The 17,541-nt window shown below is 70.7% G+C and carries 16 protein-coding genes, 1 tRNA gene and 1 riboswitch; of the genes, 4 read left to right on the plus strand and 13 right to left on the minus strand.

All coding sequences use genetic code 11. The features are described from left to right. Positions 1 to 11 precede the first annotated feature (11 nt). The 5 genes from ACZ3KP_RS14295 to ACZ3KP_RS14315 all read right to left on the minus strand — a co-directional run bounded on the left by ACZ3KP_RS14295 (position 12) and on the right by ACZ3KP_RS14315 (position 4,673). The gene (locus ACZ3KP_RS14295) at positions 12 to 1,187 is read right to left on the minus strand and encodes a 4-hydroxybenzoate 3-monooxygenase (RefSeq protein WP_467499426.1); all 1,176 of its coding nucleotides are present in this window, start codon (positions 1,185 to 1,187) and stop codon (positions 12 to 14) included. Positions 1,188 to 1,387: 200 nt separating this feature from the next. Then, positions 1,388 to 2,065: a hypothetical protein gene (locus ACZ3KP_RS14300; RefSeq protein ID WP_358977125.1), complete on the minus strand. Its 678-nt coding sequence runs from the start codon at positions 2,063 to 2,065 to the stop codon at positions 1,388 to 1,390. A 98-nt stretch (positions 2,066 to 2,163) separates the two neighbouring features. Then, positions 2,164 to 4,071 carry a zinc metalloprotease gene (locus tag ACZ3KP_RS14305; protein WP_467499428.1) on the minus strand — a complete coding sequence of 636 codons (1,908 nt, stop codon included), beginning with the start codon at positions 4,069 to 4,071 and terminating at the stop codon, positions 2,164 to 2,166. 89 nt (positions 4,072 to 4,160) lie between these two features. After that, positions 4,161 to 4,379 carry a hypothetical protein gene (locus ACZ3KP_RS14310; RefSeq protein ID WP_132894446.1) on the minus strand — a complete coding sequence of 73 codons (219 nt, stop codon included), beginning with the start codon at positions 4,377 to 4,379 and terminating at the stop codon, positions 4,161 to 4,163. Between the two features lie 78 nt (positions 4,380 to 4,457). Next, positions 4,458 to 4,673 carry a hypothetical protein gene (locus tag ACZ3KP_RS14315; RefSeq protein ID WP_207921928.1) on the minus strand — a complete coding sequence of 72 codons (216 nt, stop codon included), beginning with the start codon at positions 4,671 to 4,673 and terminating at the stop codon, positions 4,458 to 4,460. A 231-nt stretch (positions 4,674 to 4,904) separates the two neighbouring features. Between ACZ3KP_RS14315 and ACZ3KP_RS14320 the strand changes: the two genes are divergently transcribed. Both ACZ3KP_RS14320 and ACZ3KP_RS14325 read left to right on the plus strand, forming a co-directional pair. Continuing rightward, positions 4,905 to 5,294: a helix-turn-helix transcriptional regulator gene (locus tag ACZ3KP_RS14320; RefSeq protein WP_358977115.1), complete on the plus strand. Its 390-nt coding sequence runs from the start codon at positions 4,905 to 4,907 to the stop codon at positions 5,292 to 5,294. A gap of 152 nt (positions 5,295 to 5,446) precedes the next feature. Continuing rightward, a complete protein-coding gene (locus ACZ3KP_RS14325) occupies positions 5,447 to 5,698 on the plus strand; it encodes a hypothetical protein (RefSeq protein ID WP_361343277.1) in 252 nt (83 codons plus the stop codon). Positions 5,699 to 5,726: 28 nt separating this feature from the next. Here the strand turns inward: ACZ3KP_RS14325 and ACZ3KP_RS14330 are convergent. Then, positions 5,727 to 5,809, minus strand: a tRNA-Leu gene (locus tag ACZ3KP_RS14330). Between the two features lie 414 nt (positions 5,810 to 6,223). Here ACZ3KP_RS14330 and ACZ3KP_RS14335 point away from each other — a divergent pair. Both ACZ3KP_RS14335 and ACZ3KP_RS14340 read left to right on the plus strand, forming a co-directional pair. Next, the gene (locus ACZ3KP_RS14335; protein ID WP_132891853.1) at positions 6,224 to 6,997 is read left to right on the plus strand and encodes an ABC transporter ATP-binding protein; all 774 of its coding nucleotides are present in this window, start codon (positions 6,224 to 6,226) and stop codon (positions 6,995 to 6,997) included. After that, complete coding sequence (locus ACZ3KP_RS14340) at positions 6,997 to 9,525, plus strand: ABC transporter permease (RefSeq protein WP_467499433.1); 2,529 nt, start codon at positions 6,997 to 6,999, stop codon at positions 9,523 to 9,525. Before ACZ3KP_RS14335 ends, ACZ3KP_RS14340 begins: the two co-directional genes overlap by 1 nt. Positions 9,526 to 9,588: 63 nt before the next feature. Here the strand turns inward: ACZ3KP_RS14340 and ACZ3KP_RS14345 are convergent, their stop codons facing one another. The 7 genes from ACZ3KP_RS14345 to ACZ3KP_RS14375 all read right to left on the minus strand — a co-directional run bounded on the left by ACZ3KP_RS14345 (position 9,589) and on the right by ACZ3KP_RS14375 (position 17,299). After that, complete coding sequence (locus ACZ3KP_RS14345) at positions 9,589 to 10,887, minus strand: class I SAM-dependent methyltransferase (protein ID WP_467499435.1); 1,299 nt, start codon at positions 10,885 to 10,887, stop codon at positions 9,589 to 9,591. A 206-nt stretch (positions 10,888 to 11,093) separates the two neighbouring features. Beyond that, on the minus strand, positions 11,094 to 12,473 hold the full coding sequence (locus ACZ3KP_RS14350) for an NAD(P)/FAD-dependent oxidoreductase (RefSeq protein WP_467499437.1): 1,380 nt from the start codon (positions 12,471 to 12,473) through the stop codon (positions 11,094 to 11,096). Between the two features lie 432 nt (positions 12,474 to 12,905). After that, positions 12,906 to 13,847: a Ppx/GppA phosphatase family protein gene (locus ACZ3KP_RS14355; protein WP_467499439.1), complete on the minus strand. Its 942-nt coding sequence runs from the start codon at positions 13,845 to 13,847 to the stop codon at positions 12,906 to 12,908. After that, a complete protein-coding gene (locus ACZ3KP_RS14360) occupies positions 13,844 to 14,398 on the minus strand; it encodes a DUF501 domain-containing protein (protein WP_358977098.1) in 555 nt (184 codons plus the stop codon). The genes ACZ3KP_RS14355 and ACZ3KP_RS14360 overlap by 4 nt, the downstream gene beginning before the upstream one ends. A 29-nt stretch (positions 14,399 to 14,427) precedes the next feature. Further along, positions 14,428 to 14,904, minus strand: a complete 477-nt coding sequence (locus ACZ3KP_RS14365) for an FtsB family cell division protein (RefSeq protein ID WP_467499441.1) — start codon at positions 14,902 to 14,904, stop codon at positions 14,428 to 14,430. Positions 14,905 to 15,011: 107 nt separating this feature from the next. Further along, positions 15,012 to 16,298, minus strand: coding sequence for a phosphopyruvate hydratase (eno, locus tag ACZ3KP_RS14370; protein WP_360242626.1), 1,287 nt, complete (start codon positions 16,296 to 16,298; stop codon positions 15,012 to 15,014). 296 nt (positions 16,299 to 16,594) lie between these two features. Next, positions 16,595 to 17,299: a transglycosylase family protein gene (locus ACZ3KP_RS14375; RefSeq protein WP_467499443.1), complete on the minus strand. Its 705-nt coding sequence runs from the start codon at positions 17,297 to 17,299 to the stop codon at positions 16,595 to 16,597. Positions 17,300 to 17,302: 3 nt separating this feature from the next. After that, positions 17,303 to 17,507, minus strand: a riboswitch (cyclic di-AMP (ydaO/yuaA leader). Positions 17,508 to 17,541 lie beyond the last annotated feature (34 nt).

Below are 17,541 nucleotides of genomic sequence, written 5' to 3' on the forward strand. Positions count from 1 at the left end.
CACGGAGGGCTTCATTCCAGGGGAAACCCGGTGTACGCCTCAGCGAGGTCGGTCTCGGCCGCCCGGGAGGAGGCGATCCGGCCGAGCCGGGCCAGCTGGAGGCGGGCGTCGAACGGCGAGTCGTCGGGGCCGGGGTGGAGCAGCGTCGTCATGTCGTAGGAGAACCGCTCGGCCTGCCAGACCCGGCGCAGGCAGGTCGCCGAGTAGGCGTCGAGCAGCTCCGGTGAACCCGTCTCCTTCTCGTGCACGAGGGCCCGTGCGAAGGTCACGACGTCGCCGACCGCCAGGTTCAGCCCCTTGGCGCCGGTCGGCGGCACGATGTGGGCGGCGTCCCCGGCGAGGAAGAGCCGTCCGTGCCGCATGGGCTCGTGGACGTGGGACCGCATGGGGGTGACCGACTTCTGGGTGATCGGGCCGCGCTCGAGACGCCAGTCGTCGTCGGTCTCGAAGCGCCGCTCCAGCTCGTCCCAGATCGCCTCGTCGCTCCAGCTCTGCGCGTCGGTGTCCGCCGGCACCTGGAGGTAGAGGCGGGAGACGGCCGGGGAGCGCATGGAGAGCAGGGCGAAGCCGCGCTCGTGGCGGGCGTAGACCAACTCGTCGTGGGAGGGCGCGACGTCGGCGAGGATGCCCAGCCAGGCGTAGGGGTACGTCCGCTCGAAGACCCTGGAGAGGGACTCGGGGAACGCGGTGCGGGCCACTCCCCAGAAGCCGTCGCAGCCGACGACGTACGCGCACTCCAGGACGTCCTCCCGGCCCTCGTGCCGGAACCGCACCCGGGGCCGCTCGCCCTCGGCGTCCTCCACCGCCAGCGCCTCCGCCTCGAAGAGCAGCGGGCCGCCCTCCGCCAGCTGGAGGGCGATGAGGTCCTTGCAGACCTCGGTCTGGGCGTAGACGGTCACGGACCGCCCGCCGGTCAGGCCGGGGAAGTCCACGCGGTGACGCTGCCCGGCGAACCGCAGCTCGATGCCGTCGTGGCGCAGCCCCTCGCGGTCCATGCGCTCCCCGGCGCCGGCCGCGCGCAGCACGTCCACCGTGCCCTGCTCCAGGATCCCGGCGCGCTGGCGGTGCTCGACGTAGGCGCGGTCGCGGCTCTCCAGGACGACCGAGTCGATGCCCGCGTTGTGCAGCAGCCGGGCGAGGAGGAGCCCGGCGGGTCCGGCTCCGATGATGCCGACGGTGGTGCGCATCGGTCGTTCCCTTCCGTCCGTTCACCCCGTCTGTTCGCGTGGTGAAATTTCCTTCACTGAGATCCTCGAAGTCTCCTTCCGGCCGTACCCCGTGTCAATGGACACGGCCGGCCGCCGGGTCCACGAGAGGCGGTCGTGGACCCGGCGGCCGGTGTGCGGTGCGCGATGTGTGGTTGCCGTGCGGCGGCGGGGCGCGGGGGTCAGCGGCCCTGGGGCCAGCCGTCCAGGTGGCGGTGGAGCGTGACGTCGGTCTTCGGGTCGCCCTTGGGGGCGTTCGCGACCGCGTCGTGCAGCACGGCGGTGACCTCACCGGCGAGCCCGTCGACCTGGGTGCGCAGGTCGGCGGCGGGCAGGGTGGACCGGGTCAGCGCGTCGAGCCGGCGGTGGATGTCGGCGAGCTTGTCCTGGGTGGCCTGGTCGAAGCGCAGTGCGGTCGGCGTGGAGACCACGAACTGGTAGGCGCCCGCGAGGGTCTGGCAGCCCGTGCACTCCTTGTTGGCGGCGTCGCTGAGGTTCACGGCGTTGAGGTGCGTGTGCTCCCCGGCGATCGTGACGATCTGGAAGGACAGCGCGACCGAACGGCAGTGGTCGTCCGCGGAGCAGCCGGCCGAGACGGCGTTGGCCTGGTTGCGGGCGGCCGCGGCGTTCACGGTGCCGAACTGACGGACCGTGAACGAGTCCCGGGCCTGGGTGTGGTGGCCTCGGTCGGCGTGGCTGAACACGTGGTCGGAGGCGAACGCGGCGTGCGTCGCCGCGGTGGCGGCCTGGGCGGGCACGGCGGTGGCCGCACCCGCGAGCCCGGCGGCGAACAGGCCGATCCGGAGGGCCCGCCGGGTGAGCGGACTGGTGGTCGCGGGTGGTTTTCGGTGACTGCTCATGGAGTGCTCCTGTGCTCCTGTACTGCTGCGGTAAGCGATGAGTGGGACGACGGCCCGGTGCCGGCGGATGCCGTACGGCGGCACCGGTGCCGCCGTCGTCAGGACGTCGCCGGGGCCGGGCTCGGCGGGTCGCTGGCCGGTGGCGGGGAGACGCTGGGCGGCGGCGACACCGGGACGCTCTCCGACGGGGTGGGCGTCGGCGTCACCGCGACGCTCTCCGACGGGACGGGCGTCGGCCCGGTGGCCGTACCCCCGCTGGAGGGTGTCGGCGACGTGCTGGTCCCGGCGCCGGGACGGACCGGCACCGAGGCGGACGGCGACGCCGAGGCCAAGGCGCCGCGCGACGTCTGCTCGTCCGAGGGCGCGCCGCTCGGCCCGGCCGAGGCCGCCGGGGTCCCGGACACCGTGTCCGAGGGCCGGCCCGAACCGCCGGACGGCTGGTCGGGGGCCGAGGCCCGCGGGGTGGGCGGCGCCGTGGTCGGCACCCCGGGCTGCAGGATCGGCGCGATCGGCGGCTGCTTGGGCAGCGGCTTCGGCGTCACCCCGGACACCCAGGCGTAGCTGAGCCCGGTGAGTGTGGCCAGGGCGAGCGCGCAGACCACGAGCCGGAGTCCGGGGCGGCCGTCCGTCGACCGCTTCGCGGCCCGGAAGATCCGCCCGCCGATCTTCACGGACAGGTAGACGACACCGGCCATCGGGCAGAGCAGCATCACGCAGCCGATCGTCCCGACCAGCCCCTCGACGATCTTCCCGTCCACGAACGCCGAGCCGGTGCCGAGCAGTTGCTCGGTCAGCGAGCGGGTCATCGTGGTGAGGATCCTGGGCAGGTTCCACAGCGCGTAGCCGAGTTCGCCGATGATCAGCGGGACCATCGTCAGCACCCAGGTGGCGACGATGGCGCGCGCCGACTTCTTCAGCCCGGCGACCTCCTCGCGGGCCTTGTCCCCCTTCGCTCCCGGGACCAGGGCCAGCAGGATCGGTCTGATCTTGCCGTACAGGTCCGGGACACCGGCCAGGTCGCCGAGGATGTAGTAGCCGTCCAGCCGTACGGCCGGCATCAGCTGTTCCATGATCTCGAAGTGCCCTAGGTACACCGCGGCCAGGAAGAACTGGGCCCCGGTGGCGAAGTAGGCGCCGGCCATGGCCAGCATGAAGACGACGTTGAAGTACACGCCGCCCAGGTCGGTGCGGAGCCGGCCGGCCCGTCCGATCCGGTAGACGTCGGTGACGTCCGTGTACATGGAGGGCCAGATGAGGAAGAGCCCGCACCCGATGCAACCGGGGCGGGCTCCGCCGTATCTGCACGCGGAGGCGTGACCGAACTCGTGGAAGACGAGGGAGGCCACGGTGAGCACGAAGACGACGAGGATCAGCACCGGCTGGTCGAGCACCTGCAGGACGGGCTCGATCGCCCCGAAGAACCCGAACAGCCAGACGTCCATGGCGACGGCCGAGCCCAGCACCAGCGCGACCACGGCCGGCCGGTGCAGCCACGCCAGCGACCGCGCGATCTTCATCGTGCGCCGCTCGTCGAAGATGACCCGGTGGCCCTTGAGGGCGAGCAGCAGGTCGGAGCGCGGGGCGTCGACCTCGTCGTCCTCCTGGCCCTCCGGGACCGTCACACCCAGCGGCTGGAGCTTCTTCTCGACGAGGAAGCGGATGTTCTCCCCGCTGACCTCGCGGCCGAAGCGGGCGCTGACCCGGTGCGCGATGGCCTCGGCATCGCGGACGCCGTCGACCGACGACGCCACCAGGTACAGCAGCCTGGACAGCTGCACGACCTGCCCGTCCCCCCGACGGGCGATGTACTTGGGCTCGGTGAATCCCGACCCCTGGTACTCGCCGTGCAGCCGCAGTCCCGCGCTCAGCCGCGGGACCGGCGACGGTGCCTCCACCACCGGCAGGTTGCCCGTCGCCACCTGCTCGTAGGTCACCGGCCAGCCGCCGGGTCCGGGCACCGGGCCCGTGTCGTACAGCGCGGCGGTCCCGTCTCCGAGCACCGTCATATGTGGTCTCCCCCCGGATCCCCCATGAAGTTCCCCCCCGATACCCAGGAGCGCCACCGCCGGGGCGACGGCGGTGGCGCTCGCGGGGACTACTGGGTGACGCTGATCGTCTGGGCGGCGGCCGACTCGGCGGACGACCAGGCCGAGTGGTCGTTCAGCGCGGCGGACTCGTTGTGGGCGCTGATGTTCGCGACGTGCTTGGTGACGTTGACCGTCTTGCCGAAGCTGAACTTCAGGCGGCCCAGGGCCTCACGGCCGGGGAGCAGCTCGGCGGACTCGTTCTCCAGCTCGTTCATGTCCATGCTCATGACGGATGTCCTTTCGGTGCGTGTGCGGTGAGATCGGTGTGGGTCCGGATGGTCCCGGCGCCGGGCGCCGGGACGGTGTTACTGGGTGACGCTGATGGTCTGGGCGGCGCCGGAGTCGGCCACCGACCACGAGGAGTGGTCGTTCAGGGCGGCGGACTCGTTGTGGGCGCTGATGTTCGCGACGTGCTTGGTGACGTTGACCGTCTTGCCGAAGCCGAACTTCAGCCGGCCCAGGGCCTCACGACCCGGCAGCAGCTCCGCGGACTCGGCCTCGAGCTCATGGGCGTCCATCATGATCATTTCCCCCTCAGGGATAGAACATTTCCGATCGGACCGAGTCAGGTTCCCCCCGGACTCTGTCCAATCTGGTCGGACGTGCTGTCCAACGAGATTGGACACTACGGGCTCGGAGACCCCTCGCGCAACCCCTTCGGAAAATCACCCTCTCGGCCGATCGGCTACCCGACCGTAGAATCGGCCCCGACATGGCGGACTCCGCCCGCGGCGAGCAGGAAGTGACGGTCAGTGGCCAACGCACTGCAGCAGTTGATCCGTGAGCACCTCGACCGCAAGGGCTGGTCCTACGGTGACGTGGCGCGCCGCGGCTCCGTCCCCCGCTCCACCGTCCACCACCTGGCCACCGCGGAACGGGTGGTCCGCATGCCCCAGACGACGACCCTGGAAGGCCTGGCCAAGGGGCTGGAACTGCCGCTGGAGACGGTGCGCCGGGCCGCCGCCGAGGCCTGCGGGATCCACGTGTACGACACCTCGCCGGACGCGGACCCGAACGCGCCCGCCGCCGACCCCGAGGTCGCCCTGCTGATCGCGAGCGTCCAGAAGCTGTCGTCCGACGACCGCCGGCACGTCGCGGCCCTCGTCGAGTCGCTGCTGGACCGCTCCCCGCGGGAGAAGTGACCGCCGCCGTCACACTCCCGGGTGTATTTCCGTCAACCCGGGTAAAGAATCCGACTCCGCACGAAACCGCCAGGCTCCCGGACTAGTCTCTCGTCCTGCCCGGCAGGCGAGAGCCGCACGTCCACGGGCTCTCAGGGGGAAATGTGTTGTTCGTGCACGGCGGACCCGCCACGGCCGTGGTCCGGGGCCCCGACGGCGAGTCCGTCGTCCTGCTGTCCGGGGAACTGCCCGAGGTGCTCACCGACGCGTCGGTGAGCGACCTCCTGGACCTGGCGGCGGCCATTCTGGACACCGGCGAACTCGCCCTCTTCGAGGAGTGCCTGCGCGCCCTGCGCCGCAACGGGATGCGCGCGGGCCGCCGCATCGAGGTCGACGGGGCGGTCCTGACGGTCTACGAGGGGTGAGCCGACGCCACCCGGAGGGGGCGGGAAGTGCCCGGAACCGGACTTGAACCGGTACGCCCGCGAGGGGCAGCGAGGTTTAAGCTCGCCGTGTCTGCATTCCACCATCCGGGCAGGCCATGGGCTCCGCGTACGAGGCTCCGACCCTATCGGGAGGCGTCCCCCGAACAGCGGACGAGCGACCCGATGTTGTCTTATTTTATTGACGTCTGAGGGTGCATCAGCCGCCGGAACGAGCCATCCGCACTTGCCAATAGCGTTACGCGAGGTGGGTGCGCACGTACGCGGAATGACGGAATTTCACCGTCCGAACAAGGGGGCTCCACCTGTTCTCGACGCGCCGGAGTGAGCGATCCCGGATCGCGCTCTCGGGGTCGGCCGTCATCCCCAGGTATGAGATCGCGCCCTGCGGTCCGACCTCGGTCGCCCCCCGGAACGGGAACTGCGGCTGACTTCACGCGCCGGTGGAGCGGAGACGATGGTGCGGTCCCCATGACCGAACGCCGTCGTCCCGAGGAGCACCCTTCCGTGTCCACCACACCCATCGCCGACCGGCGGACCACCTCCGTGGCCGCACGCGCCACGGACCTCTCGAAGATCTACGGCCAGGGCGAGACCCAGGTGGTCGCCCTGGACCGGGTCACCGTCGAGTTCCGGCAGGCCGAGTTCACCGCGATCATGGGGCCGTCCGGTTCCGGCAAGTCCACGCTGATGCACTGCGTGGCCGGCCTCGACACCTTCTCCTCGGGTTCGGTGCGGATCGGCGACACCGAACTGGGCTCCCTGAAGGACAAGCAGCTGACCAGGTTGCGCCGGGACAAGATCGGGTTCATCTTCCAGGCCTTCAACCTGCTGCCGACCCTGACCGCCCTGGAGAACATCACCCTCCCGATGGACATAGCGGGTCGCAAGCCCGACAAGGAGTGGCTGGACAGCGTGATCGGGATGGTCGGCCTCAAGGACCGGCTCGGCCACCGCCCCTCGCAGCTCTCCGGCGGTCAGCAGCAGCGCGTCGCCGTCGCCCGCGCCCTGGCCTCCCGGCCGGAGATCATCTTCGGTGACGAGCCGACCGGCAACCTCGACTCCCGCTCCGGCGCCGAGGTGCTCGGCTTCCTGCGCAACTCGGTGCGCGAGCTCGGCCAGACGGTGGTCATGGTGACCCACGACCCGGTGGCCGCCGCCTACGCGGACCGCGTGGTCTTCCTGGCGGACGGCCGGATCGTCGACGAGATGTACCGCCCGACCGCCGAGACCGTGCTCGACTTCATGAAGCAGTTCGACGCGAAGGGCCGTACCAGCTGATGTTCCGCACCGCCCTGCGCAACGTCCTCGCGCACAAGGCCCGGCTGCTGATGACCGTGCTCGCCGTCATGCTCGGCGTCGCGTTCGTCTCCGGCACCCTCGTCTTCACCAACACCATCTCGGACGCCTACCAGAACAGCTCCGCCAAGGGCTTCAAGGGCGTCGACGTCGCCGTCACCGCCAAGTACCAGGACTCCAAGGGCGACAAGGTCGGCAGGACGCCCGACCTCACCCAGGCGGTGCTCGACAAGGCCGGGAAGGTCCCCGGGGCCGCCTCCGCCACCGGGGTCGTCTCCGGCTTCACCGCCATCGCCGACAAGGACGGCAAGCTGATCGGCGGCGGCTGGCAGTCCGAGGGCGGCAACTACTGGGGCACCAAGGACGCCCGCTACCCGCTGGTCGGCGGCCACGCGCCGAGCGGCGCGAACGAGGTGCTGATCGACTCGAAGACCGCCGAACGGGCCGGTTACCAGGTCGGCGACACCGTGCGCATCTCGGTGAACGGCCCGGTCCTCACCCCGAGGATCGCCGGCATCTTCACCACCGACGACGGCAACGTCACGGCCGGCGGCAGCCTCGCCCTGTTCGACACGGCGACCGCCCAGCAGCTGTTCGGCAAGAAGGGCGCGTACGACGAGATCGACGTGACCGCGAAGCCCGGCACCGGCCAGGCCGCCCTCAAGTCCCAGCTGGACGCGGCCCTTCCGACGAAACTCGTGGAGACCACCACCGGCCACAAGCTCGCCGCCGACCAGGCGGAGCAGATCTCCAGCAGCATGAGCGGCCTGCGCCAGGGCCTGCTGGTCTTCGCCGGCATCGCGCTGTTCGTGGGCACGTTCATCATCGCCAACACCTTCACCATGCTGGTCGCCCAGCGCACCAAGGAACTGGCGCTGCTGCGGGCGGTGGGCGCCTCCCGCCGCCAGGTGACCCGTTCGGTGCTGATCGAGGCGTTCGTGGTGGGCGCGGTGGCCGGCGTGACCGGTCTGGTCGCCGGTATCGGCATCGGCGCCGGACTGCGCTCGCTGCTCGGCTCGTTCGGCGCGACCGTCCCGGACGGCCCCCTGGTGATCACGCCGGGCACGGTGGCCGCCGCGCTCGCCGTCGGCGTCGTCATCACCATGCTGGCCGCCTGGCTGCCCGGCCGCCGCGCCGCGAAGATCCCGCCGGTCGCCGCGATGAGCGCCCTGCACGCGGCCCCGACCACGAAGTCCCTGGTGCTGCGCAACACGATCGGCGCCCTGTTCTCGGCGGCGGGCGTCGCGGTGATCCTGGCGGCGACGACCATGAGCGGCAGCGACGGCCAGGCCCCGATGGGGCTCGGCGCGGTCCTCCTCATCATCGGTGTCTTCGTCCTCACCCCGCTGCTCTCCCGCCCGCTGATCGCGGCCGCGGCCCCGCTGCTGCGCGGGTTCGGCGTGTCCGGGAAGCTGGCCCGCCAGAACTCGGTGCGCAACCCGCGCCGCACCGCCGCCACCGCCTCCGCGCTGATGATCGGCCTGACCCTGATCACCGGTATGACGGTGATGGCGGGCAGCCTGCAGAAGTCCATCGACAGGATGGCGAGCTCCGCGATCCGCGCGGACTACGTCGTCTCGATGGCCAACGGCAACCCGCTCTCCCCCGACGTCGCGAAGAAGGTCGCGGCCACGGACGGCGTCACCGCCTCCAGCCCGCTGCGCAACGCACCCTCCCGGATCGACGGCGACACCGAATACCTGACCGGCGTCGACGGGGCGGCGATCGGCAGGCTGACCGACCTCACGGTCGACAGCGGCACCTTCCGGGTCGGCGGCTCGGACGTCGTCGTCGACGACGACACGGCGAAGACGCACGGCTGGAAGGCGGGTTCCGCCGTCACCGTCCACTTCGAGGACGGCAAGGCGCGGCGGATGACGGTCGCCGGGGTCTACCAGGGCAACCAGATGATCAACGGGATCATGCTCGACAACGCCACCCTCACCCCGCACGAGACCGACCCCGCCGACATGCAGGTCATGGTCAAGACGGCGGACGGAGCGTCGAGCGCGGCCAAGGACAAGCTGGAGAAGGCCCTCGGCTCCAACCCGGCGATCAAGGTCCAGGACAAGCAGGACCTGTCGAACTCCATCGCGCAGGCCTTCACGCTGATCCTGAACATGGTCTACGGCCTGCTCGCGATGGCGGTGATCGTCGCGGTCCTCGGTGTCGTCAACACCCTGGCCATGTCGGTGTTCGAACGCTCCCAGGAGATCGGCATGCTGCGCGCGATCGGCCTGGACCGCAAGGCGGTCAAGCGGATGGTCCGCCTGGAGTCCCTGGTCATCTCGCTCTTCGGCGGGGTGCTCGGCATCGGCCTGGGCGTGTTCTTCGGCTGGGCGGCCGGGCAGCTGGTCGGCGCGAAGATGCCCACGTACGAACTGGTCCTGCCGTGGACCAGGATGGCGGTCTTCCTCCTGCTGGCCGGCGTGGTCGGCGTGCTGGCCGCCCTGTGGCCGGCCCGGCGCGCGGCCCGCCTGAACATGCTGTCGGCGATCAAGTCCGAGTAGCGGCGGGTACGCCGAAGGGGCCCCACACGAGCGACGTGGGGCCCCTTTCGTGTCCTTGAGGGACTACCGGTGCCAGGTGCGGGTGCGCAGCGGCAGCCCCGAGGCACCCGACTCGGGCGTCCGCACCGCCAGCACCTGGTTGACGCCGATGCGGTTGCGTTCGAAGGCGAGGGCGGAGGCGGCCATGTACAGCCGCCAGACGCGGGCCCGCCCGGGACTGGTCAGCTGGACCCCGCGCCGCCACTCGGCCTCCAGGTTGGCCACCCAGCGGCGCAGGGTACGGGCGTAGTGCTCGCGGATCGACTCCACGTCCCGGACCTCGAACCCGGCCCGTTCCAGCTGGGTGACGGTGGTGCCGATCGGGGCGAGTTCGCCGTCCGGGAAGACGTAGGCGTCGATGAACTCGTCGACGCTGTAGGCCGACTCGTCGCGCTGCGGGCGCCGTGCGATCTGGTGGTTGAGCAGCCGCCCGCCGGGCTTCAGCAGCCCGTACAGGTGCTGCGCGTACTCCAGGTACCGCTCGGCGCCCACGTGCTCGGCCATCCCGATCGACGAGATCGCGTCGTACGGCCCGTCCCTGACGTCCCGGTAGTCCTGGACCCTGATCTCCACCCGGTCCGTCAGACCCTCGTCCGCGACCCGTTTACGGGCGTACGCGGCCTGCTCCTGGGAGAGGGTCACGCCGAGGACGCTCACGCCGTGCTCCCGGGCCGCGTGGATCGCCATGGAGCCCCAGCCGCAGCCGACGTCGAGCAGCCGCTGACCGGGGGTCAGGCCCAGCTTGAGGCAGACCAGTTCGAGCTTGTCGCGCTGCGCGGACTCCAGGGTGTCCGCGTCGCCGTCGGCCCCCCAGTAGGCGCACGAGTACACCATCGACGGGCCGAGGACGAGCTCGTAGAAGTCGTTCCCCACGTCGTAGTGGTGGCTGATGGCCTGCCGGTCGCTGCGGCGGGTGTGCAGGTGCCGGCGTCTGCGCACCTCCTCGCGGGGCGGGGCGGGCGGCAGGGGCGGTCCGGCGAGTCTCAGCAACTCCCGGACGGCTGCCCGCACCCCGGGATCGCGCAGCGCCTGGCCGAGGGTACGGCCGTCCTCCCCGCGCTCCCAGACGAGACCGGCCACCGACTCCAGTGCGGTGTAGAGGTCACCTTCGATGTCCAGGTCACCGGCGACCCAGGCACGGGCCAGGCCCAGTTCGCCCGGTCTGAACAACATGCGGCGCAGGGCACGGCGGTTGCGCAGGACGAGCGCCGGCGCGTCCGGCGGACCGGCCTGCGAGCCGTCCCAGGCCCGCAGCCGTACCGGGAGCGGGACTCCCAGCACCTGCTCGGCAATACTCCTCAGCCGCGACGCGGCGTCGGCCATGGTGCACACCTCCAAGACGTCGATCCCGGATGCCGGGTACCACGTAAACACCGCTGGGGCCCGGCCGCACTCCCCCGTCCGCGTTACAACTGGGCAAAACAGCTGTAGGGGCCATGCAGTTCACCGGGTTCCGGGAACGCCGAAGGACCTCCCGCACCACGGATGGCGGGAGGTCCTTCGGGTGGTTCAGCGACCGGTGACCGCGGTCAGGAGGCCTTGGCCTTCTCCTCGGTCTTGGGGGCGGCGACCGGCGCCGGCTTGGCGGCCTCGTAGAACTCCTCGCGGGGGTTCTCCATGGCGCCCAGGGAGACGACCTCGCGCTTGAGGAACATGCCGAGCGTCCAGTCGGCGAAGATGCGGATCTTGCGGTTCCAGGTCGGCATCGCCAGACCGTGGTAGCCACGGTGCATGTACCAGGCGAGACGGCCCTTGAGCTTGATCTTCGTCTTGCCCAGGACGATCATCGCGACGCCCTTGTGCAGACCGAGACCGGCGACCGCGCCCTTGTTGGAGTGGCTGTACTCCTTCTGCGGGAAGCCCCGCATGCCGGAGACCACGTTGTCGCCGAGGACCTTCGCCTGGCGCAGCGCGTGCTGCGCGTTCGGCGGGCACCAGGCGTTCTCGACGCCGGCCTTGCGGGCGGCGACGTCCGGCACCTGGGCGTTGTCGCCCGCGGCCCAGATGTAGTCGGTGCCCTGCACCTGGAGGGTCGGCGCGGTGTCGACGTGACCACGGGGGCCGAGCGGCAGGCCGAAGCGGGCCAGCGCCGGGTTCGGCTTGACACCGGCGGTCCACACGATCGTGTTGGAGTCGACCTCGAGGCCGTTCTTCAGCACCACGTGACCGTCGACGCAGGAGTCCATCGAGGTGGAGAGGTAGATCTCCACACCGCGGCTCTCCAGGTGCTCCTTGCCGTACAGGCCGAGCTTCGGGCCGACCTCGGGGAGGATCTTGTCGGCGGCGTCCACCAGGATGAAGCGCATGTCCTCGCGGGACACGTTCTTGTAGTACTTCGCCGCGTCGCGGGCCATGTCCTCGACCTCGCCGATGGTCTCCGCGCCCGCGAAGCCACCGCCGATGAAGACGAAGGTGAGCGCCTTGCGGCGGATCTCCTCGTCGGTCGTGGAGTCGGCCTTGTCCAGCTGCTCGAGGACGTGGTTGCGCAGGCCGATGGACTCCTCGATGCCCTTCATGCCGATGCCCTGCTCGGCGAGGCCGGGGATCGGGAAGGTGCGGGAGACCGCGCCGAGCGCGATGACCAGGTAGTCGAAGGGCAGCTCGTACGCCTCGCCGACGAGCGGCGCGATCGTGGCGACCTTGCGGTCCTGGTCGATGGTGGTGACCCGGCCGGTGAGGACCTCCGCCTTCGGCAGGACGCGTCGCAGCGGGACGACGACGTGCCGAGGGGAGATGCTGCCGGCGGCGGCTTCGGGGAGGAAGGGCTGGTAGGTCATGTACGACCGGGGGTCGACGACCGTGACGGTCGCCTCGCCGTAGCGCATCTTCTTGAGGATGCGCCGAGCTGCGTACAGGCCTACGTACCCACCGCCTACTACGAGGATCCTGGGACGCTCCGTGGTGCTCATGGCATCGAGTATCCACCCGCCCGGAGAGGCCTGCTCGTGCGCCCCTTCACAAGCTTTCACGGGGGTCGTGCTACACTCCGCGGCCCACGTGACACAGGTCATGGTCATCGGCGGGAACCCACTTCCGATACGACCCGTTGTCAATGCCGCGTGAGCTGCCTCTCCAGGCTTCCGGGGGCGCCGTGAGGGCACCCGATGTCACCCGCACGAGCGCCTCCAGGCACCCTCCCCGGACGCTCTCCTGAGCACCCGCCAGGGCCTGTTGAGACCCCTTACGGCCCAACAGGCCCCTCCGGACCCCCCACCTGCGCCGAAATCCTTGTGAAGAACTTCACGAAGGTTTCCGGCGGAGTGTCGTGGCACGGCGTGTCACGGGCCGAAAATCCGCTCATCCGGGGACCTGACCTGCTCAGTCGAGACCTCCGGACACCGCTACGCGATGGACCAGGCGATGCCGTCCAGGATGTCGTGCTCGCTCACCACGACCTCCGTCGCACCCACCCGTTCCATGATCGACTGAAGGACGAGAGCGCCCGCGCCGATCACGTCCACCCGGCCCGGGTGCAGGGAGGGAACGGCCGCCCGCTCGGCGTGCGTCGACCGCAGCAGCCACTCGGTGATCTCCCGGACCCGCGCGTAGGGGATGCGGGAGTGGTGGATGGCGGCGGAGTCGTACTCCGGCAGGTCCTGGTGGATCGCCGCGAGGGTGGTGACGGAGCCCGCGAGACCGACCAGGGTGCGCGCCTCGCGCAGCGGCACGGTCTCCTCCGCGAGATCGAGGGCATGCTCGATGTCGGCCCACATGGCGGCGGTCTCGGCCTCGGTCGGCGGGTCGCTGACCCGCCCCTCGTGCACCAGGTGCCGCTCGGTCATCCGCACACAGCCCACGTCCACGGACCGCGCGGCCCGCACGTGCGCGTCACCGACCACGAACTCGGTCGAACCACCGCCGATGTCCACCACGAGGAACGGCGTGGCGAGGTCGCGCCGGCCCCCCAGCTCCCTGGTGGCACCGGTGAAGGAGAACTCGGCCTCCTGGTCGCCGGTGATGACCTCGGGCTCGACACCGAGGATGTCCAGCACGCCCCGCACGAACTCGTCCCGGTTCTCCGCGTCCCGGGACGCCGAGGTGGCCACGAACCGCAGCCGCTCGGCGCCGTGCTCCTTGATGACCGCCGCGTACTCCCGGCAGGCGGCGAACGTCCGCGCGAGCGCCTCCGGCGCGAGCCGCCCCGTCCGGTCGACGCCCTGCCCGAGCCGGACGATCGTCATACGGCGGTCCAGGTCGACGAGCTCCCCCGTCTCCGGGTCCACGTCGGCGACGAGCAGCCGGATGGAGTTGGTGCCACAGTCGATGGCGGCGACGCGGGTCACTTGTCGTCCTCCGGGGTGTGCGTCGGCGCCGGGTCACCGGCGAGCGTCACGCAGGCCCCCTTGGCCCACCACTCCGGCAGCATCGCGATCGCCTCGTCGCCGAGCGGGTTCACGCCCGGCCCGGCGGCCAGCGAGTGCGCCACCAGCACGTGCAGGCACTTCACCCGGTCCGGCATCCCCCCGGCGCTGGGGAACCCGGTCAGCTCCTCGATCTCGTCCCGGCGCCGGACGTAGTCCTCGTGCGCGGCCCGGTACGCCGCCGCCAGCTCCGGATCGCTCTCCAGCCGCGCCGTCATCTCCTTCATCACGCCGTTGGCCTCCAGCGTCCCGATCGCGGACGCGGCCTTCGGGCACGTCAGGTAGTACAGCGTCGGGAACGGCGTCCCGTCCGGCAACCGCGGCGCGGTCTCCACGACGTCCGGCTGCCCGCAGGGGCACCGGTGCGCGATCGCCCGCAGCCCGCGCGGCGGCCGCCCGAGCTGCTGCTTGAAGGCCTCGACGTCGGCGTCGGTGGGCTCGGTACGCTCAGTGGCGGGCGGAGGCGTGTGCATGACTGTGTTCTGCGTGGCTTTCTGTCGGTTCACTGGTCGGACGCGTCGGACTTGTCGACGCCGTCCCAGACGTTCGCGTACCAGGGCCGGTCGGCCGCCCCGAGGTACACGTGCGCCTGCCGGGCGGCACCGGGGTCGATCACGACGTACCCGGTCTCCCCCGGCATCACGTAGTGCAGCCGCTGCCGGATCTGCTGCTCGGCGTACGAGTCGTCCTGCCACCGCGCCTTCAGGTCGCGCAGCTGCTCGACCCGCTGCCTGGCCTGCCGCTGCTGACGCTGCTGGTCGGCGATCTCGGCGCGCTGGGAGACGTACTGCCGCATCGGATAGGCGAGCGCCACGATCATCGTGCACAGCACGATCGCGAGCAGCGCCGCGCGCCCGGTCAGCCGGGAGCGGCGGGCCTGACGCTTGGTCTGGGAGCGGTAGACCCGGGCCGCCGTCTGCTCGCCGAGCAGCTTGAGCCTGGTCGCGGTGGAGAACCGGTCCCGGTCCCTCACGGCCATGTCCCCGCCTCCCTGATACGTGCGTACGTCCCCGCACACGGTACGGGACCGCGTTCGGGGACGTACGTACGACTGGCTAAGCCTTACCCACGAGAGGGGGTACCGGCTCAGCCCTTGAAGCGGGGGAACGCGGAGCGGCCGGCGTACACCGCCGCGTCGTCGAGGATCTCCTCGATGCGCAGCAGCTGGTTGTACTTGGCGACACGCTCGGAGCGGGCCGGGGCGCCGGTCTTGATCTGGCCGCAGTTGGTGGCGACGGCCAGGTCGGCGATGGTGACGTCCTCGGTCTCGCCGGAGCGGTGGGACATCATGCACTTGAAGCCGTTGCGCTGGGCGAGCTCGACGGCGTCCAGGGTCTCGGTGAGCGAGCCGATCTGGTTCACCTTCACCAGCAGGGCGTTCGCGGTGCCCTCCTCGATACCGCGGGCCAGGCGCTCCGGGTTGGTGACGAACAGGTCGTCGCCGACCAGCTGGACCTTGTCGCCGAGCTTGTCGGTGATGACCTTCCAGCCTGCCCAGTCGTCCTCGAACAGCGGGTCCTCGATGGAGACCAGCGGGTACGCGGCGACGAGCTCCTCGTAGTACTCGGTCATCTCGGCGGCCGAGCGGGACTTGCCCTCGAACTCGTACTTTCCGTCCTTGTAGAACTCGGACGCGGCGACGTCGAGCGCGAGCGCGATCTGCTCACCGGGGACGTAACCGGCCTGCTTGATCGCCTCCAGGATGAGGTCGAGCGCGGCGCGGTTGGACTCGAGGTTCGGGGCGAAGCCGCCCTCGTCGCCGAGGCCGGTGGACAGACCCTTGGCCTTCAGGACCTTCTTCAGGGTGTGGTAGACCTCGGCACCCCAGCGCAGCGCCTCCGAGAAGGACTCCGCGCCGATCGGGGCGATCATGAACTCCTGGATGTCCACGTTGGAGTCCGCGTGCGAGCCGCCGTTGAGGATGTTCATCATCGGCACCGGCAGCAGGTGCGCGTTCGGGCCGCCCAGGTAGCGGAACAGCGGCAGGTCGGACGCCTCGGAGGCGGCGTGCGCGACGGCGAGGGAGACACCGAGGATGGCGTTGGCGCCGAGCGAGCCCTTGTTGTCGGTGGCGTCCAGGTCGAACATCGCCTGGTCGATCAGGCGCTGCTCGGTGGCGTCGTAGCCGACCAGCTCCGGGCCGATCTGCTCGATGACGGCGAGGACGGCCTTCTCGACGCCCTTGCCGAGGTAGCGGTTGGGGTCGCCGTCACGGAGCTCGATGGCCTCGAAGGCGCCGGTGGAGGCGCCGGACGGGACGGCGGCACGACCCGTGCTGCCGTCGTCGAGGCCGACCTCGACCTCGACCGTGGGGTTACCTCGGGAGTCCAGGATTTCCCGGGCTACGACGACGTCGATGGACGGCACGAGCATCTCCTTCTTGGGATGTGACGCTGGTTGTGCGGGGCGCACGCGGACCTGGTCGGCCCTTGCTCAGCCTTGCGACTAGAGCCTAACCGGCCCAGGGCCGTCAGCCGGCCGACCGACCGGCCCGTGGACACCCTGACGGTACTCATTGTTCACGCGCGGAACAAAGGGGGGTCCCGATGAAGAACGGGAGAAGAGCGGGTCAAGGAGCGTGACCGCAAAGAGAAACCCCGCTCCGGCGCGTTCGGGGGGAAACGCACCGGAGCGGGGCCCGTGGGGGACGGGGGTGACCCCCCAGGTTCTTACTTCAGGTGCAGCTGCTGGCCCGGGTAGATGACGTCGGCGTCGTCGACGATGTCCTTGTTCAGCTTGAACAGCGCCTGCCAACCACCCTTCACCTTGTGCTTCTCGGCGATCGAGCTGAGGGTGTCGCCCTTGACGACCTTGTACTCGCCGTCGCCCTTCTTGACCTTCTTGCCGGTCGGGGTGGTGACGGTCTTCTTGGCGGCCGGGCGGTCGGCGGAGCGGGAGGCGGCCTGGGTGCCGGTCGTACGGCTGCTCGTGCCGGCGCTGCCGCTGCTCGACGAGCCGGCGGAGCTGGAGCTGGACGAGCTGGAGGTGCCGCCGGTGTAGGCGGCGCCGGACAGGCCCTTGCCGCAGACCGGCCAGGCGCCCTTGCCCTGGGCGGCGAGGACCTTCTCGGCGACCTGGATCTGCTGCGCCTTGGTGGCCTGGTCGGCCTGCGGGGCGTAGGCGGTGCCGCCGTACGCGGCCCAGGTGGAGGCGGAGAACTGCAGACCGCCGTAGTAGCCGTTGCCGGTGTTGATCGACCAGTTGCCGCCGGACTCGCACTGGGCGACGGTGTCCCACTCGGAGGCGGTGGCGGCGGAGGCGCCACCGGCCGCCATCAGCGGGGCGGCGACGGCGGCACCGGTGACACCGGCGACGGCGATGGCGCGGACGGCCTTGGACGGACGACGGTGCTTGCCCTTGCCGGAAAACAGCATGGAAGATCCCCTCACCGACGCCTGCGAGGTGAGCTGTCGGGTTCGGGCCGGTTGAGTTGCCCGGCCGCACGGCCCGCTCTCGCGAGACGCGCGGCTCCACCCCTAGCCGGTTCCGGCGGCCTTTCGGCCGTGAGGCCCCTGAGGGCTCAACTGCCGGACCCGGCGCTTACCTTGGGTCCCCCGCTCCTGCCTACGGCGCTTGACGCGACGACTGTTCCCGGGCGGCCGCTGGCAGGACTCGG

Source organism: Streptomyces sp. NPDC020958 (assembly GCF_055562175.1).